Source organism: Plantactinospora sp. CA-290183 (assembly GCF_050936375.1).
Classification (GTDB): Bacteria; Actinomycetota; Actinomycetes; order Mycobacteriales; family Micromonosporaceae; genus Plantactinospora.
Window position 1 is genome coordinate 24,567 of record NZ_JBNJMX010000033.1, and the last position, 7,217, is coordinate 31,783.

The window sequence follows — 7,217 nt, forward strand, 5'->3', positions numbered from 1 at the left end:
GTCCAGTACTGCAAGGTAAACGCGCTCCCGAAGTACGTCGTCTCGACGACGCGGACCGCGGTGGAATCGCGTGTTCGGTGAGGCACCCATACGGGAGATCCGGCAGGCGCGCAGGGGCAACCGGGTTGGGCCGGTCCATGGGTGCGACACCCGGCCGTGAGAAGCCGGGCCCGACGCTGGAGCCCACGCCCGGCCGCTGCGCCGGGCCCGGGCCGAGGGTCGGTCAGCGCGTGCGGTCCCGGTTGTAGAGCCGCTTCGCCCACACATACCCGACCAGTCCGATCACGGCGCACCAGCCGAGCGCGATCACGGCGCTGTTCCCGATCGGCGTGCCGAGGAGCAGGCCGCGCAGTGTCTCCATGATCGGGGTGAACGGCTGGTACTCGGCGAACCACCGCAGCCCCACCGGCAGCGAGTCGGTGGGCACGAACCCGCTGCCGAAGAAGGGCAGCAACGTCAGGGGCATGGGCAGGTTGCTCGCCGCCTCGACGGTCTTCGTGGCCAGGCCCATCGCGACGGCCAGCCACACGAGGGCGAACGCGGTCGCGGTGAGGACCCCGGCGGCCGCCAGCCATTCGATCGCGGTCCCGTTGGGCCGGAAGCCGACGAGTACGGCCACGCCGAGGACGACGGTGAGTTGGAACAGGATCTGCGACACGCTGCCCAGCACGTGCCCGGTCAGGACCGACACCCGCGCGATCGCCATGGTCCGGAACCGCGCGATGATGCCCTGCGTCATGTCCATCGCCACCGAGATCGCGGTGCCCTGTACGGCGCCGGCGATGGTGATGAGCAGGATGCCGGGCGTGACGTAGTTGACGTAGGCGCCGCGACCGCCCGACCCGCCGCCGAGGCCGTCGCCGAGCGTGCCGCCGAGCACGTAGACGAAGAGCAGCAGGAAGATGATCGGCACGGCGAGCAGCATCAGCGTCATGGACAGGTTGCGCGACGTGTGCCGCAGCTGGCGGCGCAGCATCGTGGTCGAGTCGCGGACGGCCAGGGTCATCGTGCTCATCGTGCGGTCACCTTCTCGGAGCCGGAAGCGGAAACGGTTGCCGAAGCGGCGGCGGGCACGACCCCCGAGGCGGGCTGGCCGGTCACGGCGAAGAACACGTCGTCGAGGTCGGGGGTGCGCACGGTCAGCCCGTCCACCTCGACCTCGGCGGCGTCGAGGCGGTCGAGCAGGGCCTTGAGCGAGCGGACGCCGCCGTCGCCCGGCACCCGCAGGACCAGCGACTCGTCGGCCGGGTCCGGCGCCACGTTCAGGGTCGCGGCAGCCGCGGCCAGGGCGAGGTCGTCAGCGAACCGCAGCTCGACGTGGCCGCCCGGCACCCGCCGCTTGAGCTCGGCCGGGGTGCCCTGGGCGACGAGCCGGCCGTGGTCGAGCAGGGCGATCCGGTCGGCGAGCTGATCCGCCTCCTCCAGGTACTGGGTGGTGAGGAAGATCGTCACGCCCCGGGCCGCCAGGTCCCGGACGATCTGCCACATGTCGCGCCGACTGCGCGGGTCCAGGCCGGCGGTCGGCTCGTCGAGGAAGATCACCCGGGGGTTGCCGATGAGGCCCATGGCGAGGTCGAGCCGGCGCCGCATGCCGCCCGAGTACGTCGCGCCGGCCTGCTTCGCCGCCTTCCCGAGGTCGAACCGATCGAGCAGGTCCGCCGTCCGCCGCCGCCCCTCGGCCCGGCCCAGGTGGTGCAGGTCGGCCATGAGCAGCAGGTTCTCTTCCCCGGTGAGGAAATTGTCCACCGCGGCGAACTGGCCGGTGAGGCCGATCGCCGCCCGTACGCGATCGGGATCACGGACCACGTCGTGACCACAGATGCGCGCCTCACCCGCGTCGGCACGGATGAGAGTCGACAGGATCTCGACCATGGTGGTCTTGCCGGCCCCGTTGGGGCCGAGCAACGAGAAGATGGCGCCCTCGGGCACGTGCAGGTCGATGCCGTCGAGCACCACCTGGCTGCCGTATGACCTGCGCAGGCCGGTCACCGCGATAGCCGGCTCGGTTGGGTTGTTCGTCATACGTACGACAGTGCCGCCGGGCCGGATCGTGGCGGTTTCACCGTGGTTTCAGCGCCCCTGGCCGCGTCGCTGGTGGTCCGGTGCGTGATCACATTCCGGAACTGACCGACAAGCTCCCACAGCGTCTGCTCAGCCACCCGATTCGAGTACTGGCAACGGGTTCTGCATCACGTCGCACGGGTGCGACGTGCGGCGACGTAGCGCCGGATCTTCTCGGCGGTTCCGCAGTCGTCCATGCTGCACCAGCGGCGACTGCGGTTCTTGCTCTCGTCGTTGAAGATGAAGCGACAGCCTCCGCAGCCCTTGATCCGGTTCAGCGTGCCCGTGGTCAGAAGCTGGACCGCTGCGTGCACCACCGGCCGTAGCGGCCGGGCAAGGGTGTGGTCGTCCCGCCAGGTCCACCCGAACGTGCTTCCTCGATCGAGCCGTGCGTGGCCGAGCGCGTCCGCTTCGTCGTCCCGAAGCCGGGCCAACACCGAGGTGCTCGGGCTGCGGTCAGCGGCCAGCGCCCGGAATATCTCGTCGAGGTAGTCGCGGGTGCGCAGCGATCGCGCGAAGGCGGCGCGGGTGCCGCCGGGATCGTCCCGGGACAACCGGCGCAACGCTGCCGCCTCTGCCTCGGTGAGGGCGCCCGCGTACGCCCCCCAGGCGACCAGCTCGGGGTAGCCCGTGAGCACGTCGTCGTCCGGGGACCCCTCGGGGGGGCCGGTGCGGGTGTTGACGAAGTCCAGGGCGAGGTTGCCGCCCACCAGGCGCATCCGCGTGACGTCCTCGACTGTTTCCATCGAAACTCACTTTACCAGTTGACCCGCATCGGAGGACGTCACTAGCATGTTGCCACCATAACCAATTTAGGAGGCAACGGTGGGGGATCGGACGGGGCGCAGGCGGGCAGTGGGGGCGCTGCTCGGCTTGTCAGGTGGGACGTTCCTCTACACCACCGCCGAGGCGCTGCCGATCGGGCTACTGCTCCCGATGGCCGCGGACCTGGCCGTCTCACCGTCCCAGGTGGGCATGCTCGTCACCGCGTACGGCGCGGTGGTGATGGTGGCCTCGGTGCCGTTGACGGCGCTGGTCCGGAGGGTCCCTCGCCGGCGGTTGCTGTCGGCGCTCCTGGTCGGCTTCGTCGTCAGCAACGCGGTCACGATCTTCGCGAGCACGTTCACGCTGATGCTGGCGGCCAGGATGGCGACCGCGGCGACCCATGCGTTGTTCTGGGCGGTCGTGGTGCCGGCCGCTGCCGAGCTGTTCCGGCCCGGACTACGCGGGCGGGTGGTCGCGGTCGTGTTCGCCGGCGGCAACGTCGCCCTGGCGCTGGGAGTGCCGGCGGGCACCTGGCTGGGCGAACGCGCCGGCTGGCGGGCGTCGTTCCTGGCGGTGGCCGGGCTCGGCGCGATCGTGCTCGTCGTGGTGGCCTCGCTGCTGCCCTCGACGCGGCCCGACCAGGGGCACGCCGCCCGGGGCGCGACGCCCGACGTACGCCGCTTCTGGCTGCTGGTGGCGGTGGCGATCCTGGCCACCGCCGGCGCCATCGCCGCCTACACCTATGTCGCGCTCTTCGTCACCGAGGTCAGCGGGTTCTCCGCCTCGTCGGTCGGGGCCATCCTGTTGGCGCGCGGCATCGCCAGCGTGCTCGGCATTCTCGCCATCGGAGCGGTGGTGGACCGCAGCCCGTGGCTCGCCCTGGTGGCGACCGTCGCGCTGCAGTCGGTGGCACTGCTCGGGCTGTACACGTTCGGCCAACAGCCGACACTGGCCGTCGGCCTGATCGCTCTGGCCGGACTGGCGTTCGCCGCGTTCACCGCGGCGCTCGGTGGCCTCGTGCTGCAGGTGGCGCCCGGGCGCTCCGATCTCGCCGCCGCCACCGTGTCCGCCGCTGTCAACGTGGGCATCACCGGTGGTGCCTTCGTCGGCGGCCTCGCGCTGCCGAGCCACGGCGTGCACAGCACCGTGCTGATCGGCGCCCTACTCGGCGTCGCCGCTCTGGTGATGGCCCTCGGCGAGCGACTCGTCCGGCCGGCCGCCGGCACTCAGGGAGGACAGCGCAGTGACACCGAATGCGGTGATCCGAAGGTCCCATCCGGATCCGCGCGTCTGGCGGACAGGTGAGCGGCACCTCCTGGCGTGCTCCGGTCTCGGAATCGACGGGCAGTCCTCCACCGAGATCGCCGGCGGCCTCACCCGGCGGTGATCGGCCCATACGCACTCGCAGGCATGGACGTGTAGAGCTGCGGCGCATGGGACACTGGCTGACGAGCGGCGCTTTCGTGGGGGCCGGGTGGATCGTCGGTTCGCGTTCTATCGATCGTCGCGATGGGGTGGCTACCGTGGCCGGGTTCGGCTGTTTCGCAGCGTCCGGCTTAACGCGATCGGGTGGGCGGCCGTGGTGCTGGTGTGTCTGGTCGGCGGTGGTGTCGGCTACGGTGCCGGCCGTGCGATCGCTGCGCCGCAGCTTGCGGGCTCACTGGCAGGTGCGCTGGGTGGCCTGGCCGTGCTTGTTGGGGTCGACCGTCGTCGCTGGGGGCGGCTGGAAACCGGGGTGTTCTGGGGCGAGGATCCCGACGAGGTAGCGCGGATCGGTGCGGAGTTGCAGCAGCGTGGTCTTCCTGTCGCTGCGTGGACCGACGTGAACGGTTGCCGGTCGCTGCGGTACCGCAACCGCGACGCTCGACGGGTGCGGCGTGCGCTGCGCGGCCTCGGCCGGCACGACCTCTTGCGGTGACCCACGGCCCCCGCGTACCGCTGAGGACCCTGCTCTTTGGGCCGCCCGCCGAGCCGCCAGGTGTGCACCCCGACGCGGTCGTACAGATCGGCGCGCGAGTAGGAGTCAGAGCAGTAGGGCTTCGGCCGAGCACGATCGGCTAACTCGGCCATCGTCGAGACCGGATCTCCCGTCATCCTCCGTACGCATTCGCCAAACGGTGTTCCTCGACCGACACCTGGGCTCCACGGCGGCCGTGCACCATATGGCCATGCATATCGAGCGCCTGACCTTCTTCATCGAATCCGTTCAGGCCGTCCCCGAAGGGTGGCGCCTAGAGGGCGAGCCAGGCCATCACCCACGGCACTGGGCACGCCCCGGAGATCGCTTCGACCATGCCTGCACGGTGTCGTTCGGGACGAAGCGTCCTGAACGCTCAGGCCGAGCGTGCGGCCTGGTGAGCCGTGAGCTCGAGTAGAAGTTCGACCGCACGAGGTGTTCCGCCTTCGGAGCGCACGAGCTCTCCAATTTCGGTGGCCCTACGGGGCATCGTGGTGTCGGATCTCGTCGCTTCGACTGCCCCGATGAGGCGTTCGGCGGTGATCTGCCGCTGTGGGACGGGGTCTGGGGCTACGCCGATGGATTGCATTCGCTCGGACCAGAACGGCTGGTCACCGGTGAAGGGACAGATCACCTGTGGGCGTCCGGCGAGCAGCGCGCCAGCTGTCGTTCCTGCTCCGCCGTGATGGATGATCGCTGCGGTGCGGGGGAAAAGCCAGTCGTGCGGAGCTTCGTCGACGACGTGGACGGAGTCGGTGTTCGAGCCTGCCATTGCGATCCCGCCGGCGCCGGTTGCGACAACGGCTCGCAGTCCGGTTGCGTGGACTGTCTGTTGGACCATCTTGCCGATCGCGTCGGGATTCTGGCCGCGCATGCTGCCGAAGCCGACGTAGATCGGCGGTGCTCCGCTGTCGAGGAACCTGGCTAGGGCGGGCGACGGGCCCTGGTCCTCACTGGTGAGGGTCCAGTATCCCGTAACGGGCGCGTATCCGGGCCAGTCGGCCGGCTGCGGCAGGACGTGGCGACTGAACGCCTGCAGTACGAAGGCGGGGCCTCCGTCGGGGCGGCGGAACGGGTCACCGGATCCACGCCGAGACCTCAGCCCGAGTCGTGCACGCCAGTGCTTCCCTGCCGCTCCGAGGAGCATCTGAGGTGCGAGCGCGGCCGGTCGGTAGCTCAGACGGTTGAAGGGTCTGGGCAGCCACGGCGGGGCCCACATCGGGCACGGAAAGGCGCCGGTCGGAACCCAGTTCGGCTGCAGTGCCACCGGGACTGAGGGGACGCCGAGGGCCTCGGCGAGGTGCTGGCCGGGGAGCATGGTGTGGTGCACAACGACGTCGGTTTGGGCAGGAACGGCTGCGGTGATGTCGTCGAGCGCGGCGGCGAGGTACTGCCGGGTCCGGCGCACCACCTCGATGGCTGTCCGTTTCGCCTTCAGCCCGCGGTAGTTCGTCGCGAGTGCCTCTTGGATGTGGGGCTCGTCGGTGAGCCGGTTCCACTGGTCGTCGATGGGCGCGAACGGAACGCCGCCGGCAGCGGCGAGCGACTCGTAACACGCCGGCCCGGCCACCAGTACCTCGTGGCCGGCGTCGGACAGCGCGCGTCCTAGGGCGACGAACGGCTGTACGTCGCCACGCGTCCCGAACGCGAGCACGAATGCCTTCATCCTGCTGAGATCCCCTCTGTTCGACCGCGTCCCGAGGACCTCTGAGACCGGCAGTCCGCCTTCTGATCTGGCTGAAATTTCAGTACCGAGCATGGCTGTCGTGGCCGGGGTGGTCAAGCCCGGTTTGCGGAGAGCGTGCGATGTCGCCTGGGATCGCCGGTGGCGGGCGGGCTAGGGTTTCCTCTTGTGGCGGACCAGGGTGCGACGGGGGAGGCGTCGCTGACGCAGCAGGCCTACGCGGCTCTGCGTACCCGCATCGTGGCCTGTGAACTCCCGCCGGGGTCGTCGCTAACTGAGCGAGGACTGGCCCGCTCGACTCCGTACGGGCTGACTCCGATTCGTCGGGCGCTCGCTCGTCTGGACCGCGAGGGGTTGATCATCACGCTGCCCCGGGCCGGTTACGTCGTGAGCCCCCTCGACGCTCAGGAAGTGGCGGAACTGGTCGAGGCGTGGGATCTCATCGGCCCCGAGCTTGTCCGCCTGGGCTTGGAGCGCCTTTCCGACGTCGAGGCGCAAGAGCTTGCCCGGCTGCTGACCGAGTGGTCCCCGCCCGATACCGACGGTGAGTATCAGTTGGAAGCGGTCCTGCGCTTCTCCGAGCTGTCGATGCGTGTCTTCCAGGTCCTGGCCATCGCGAGCGCGAACCGCTGGTTGCGGTCAACTTTCGACCAGCTCTCGGACCAGATGTCGCGCCTGTGGGTCACCCTGCTCAAGGGCCGCGAAGTCCCGGAACAGCTACAGCCGCTTGCGCAACCGCTGGATGAAGCG

Annotated in this window: 7 protein-coding genes; 3 read left to right on the forward strand and 4 right to left on the reverse strand. The window is 69.9% G+C overall.

Translation table 11 applies throughout. From position 1 onward, the window contains the following. Positions 1-223 precede the first annotated feature (223 nt). The 3 genes from ACQEUR_RS23960 to ACQEUR_RS23970 all read right to left on the reverse strand — a co-directional run bounded on the left by ACQEUR_RS23960 (position 224) and on the right by ACQEUR_RS23970 (position 2,807). Positions 224-1,015 (reverse strand): ABC transporter permease, encoded by a 792-nt coding sequence (locus tag ACQEUR_RS23960; RefSeq protein WP_433035189.1) that lies wholly within the window; start codon positions 1,013-1,015, stop codon positions 224-226. Continuing rightward, positions 1,012-2,022: an ATP-binding cassette domain-containing protein gene (locus ACQEUR_RS23965; protein WP_433035192.1), complete on the reverse strand. Its 1,011-nt coding sequence runs from the start codon at positions 2,020-2,022 to the stop codon at positions 1,012-1,014. The genes ACQEUR_RS23960 and ACQEUR_RS23965 overlap by 4 nt, the downstream gene beginning before the upstream one ends. 167 nt (positions 2,023-2,189) lie before the next feature. Further along, positions 2,190-2,807, reverse strand: a complete 618-nt coding sequence (locus ACQEUR_RS23970) for a CGNR zinc finger domain-containing protein (protein ID WP_433035195.1) — start codon at positions 2,805-2,807, stop codon at positions 2,190-2,192. Between the two features lie 79 nt (positions 2,808-2,886). On the opposite strand from ACQEUR_RS23970, the gene ACQEUR_RS23975 reads away from it, so the two are divergent. Together ACQEUR_RS23975 and ACQEUR_RS23980 are read left to right on the forward strand one after the other, a co-directional pair. Then, a complete protein-coding gene (locus tag ACQEUR_RS23975) occupies positions 2,887-4,131 on the forward strand; it encodes an MFS transporter (RefSeq protein ID WP_433035198.1) in 1,245 nt (414 codons plus the stop codon). A gap of 169 nt (positions 4,132-4,300) precedes the next feature. Continuing rightward, positions 4,301-4,744, forward strand: coding sequence for a hypothetical protein (locus ACQEUR_RS23980; protein WP_433035201.1), 444 nt, complete (start codon positions 4,301-4,303; stop codon positions 4,742-4,744). 415 nt (positions 4,745-5,159) lie between these two features. Here ACQEUR_RS23980 and ACQEUR_RS23985 read toward each other — a convergent pair whose 3' ends face one another. Then, positions 5,160-6,449 carry a glycosyltransferase gene (locus tag ACQEUR_RS23985; RefSeq protein ID WP_433035204.1) on the reverse strand — a complete coding sequence of 430 codons (1,290 nt, stop codon included), beginning with the start codon at positions 6,447-6,449 and terminating at the stop codon, positions 5,160-5,162. Between the two features lie 186 nt (positions 6,450-6,635). On the opposite strand from ACQEUR_RS23985, the gene ACQEUR_RS23990 reads away from it, so the two are divergent. Next, on the forward strand, positions 6,636-7,217 hold a 582-nt coding region (locus ACQEUR_RS23990), incomplete at its 3' end, for a GntR family transcriptional regulator (protein ID WP_433035207.1).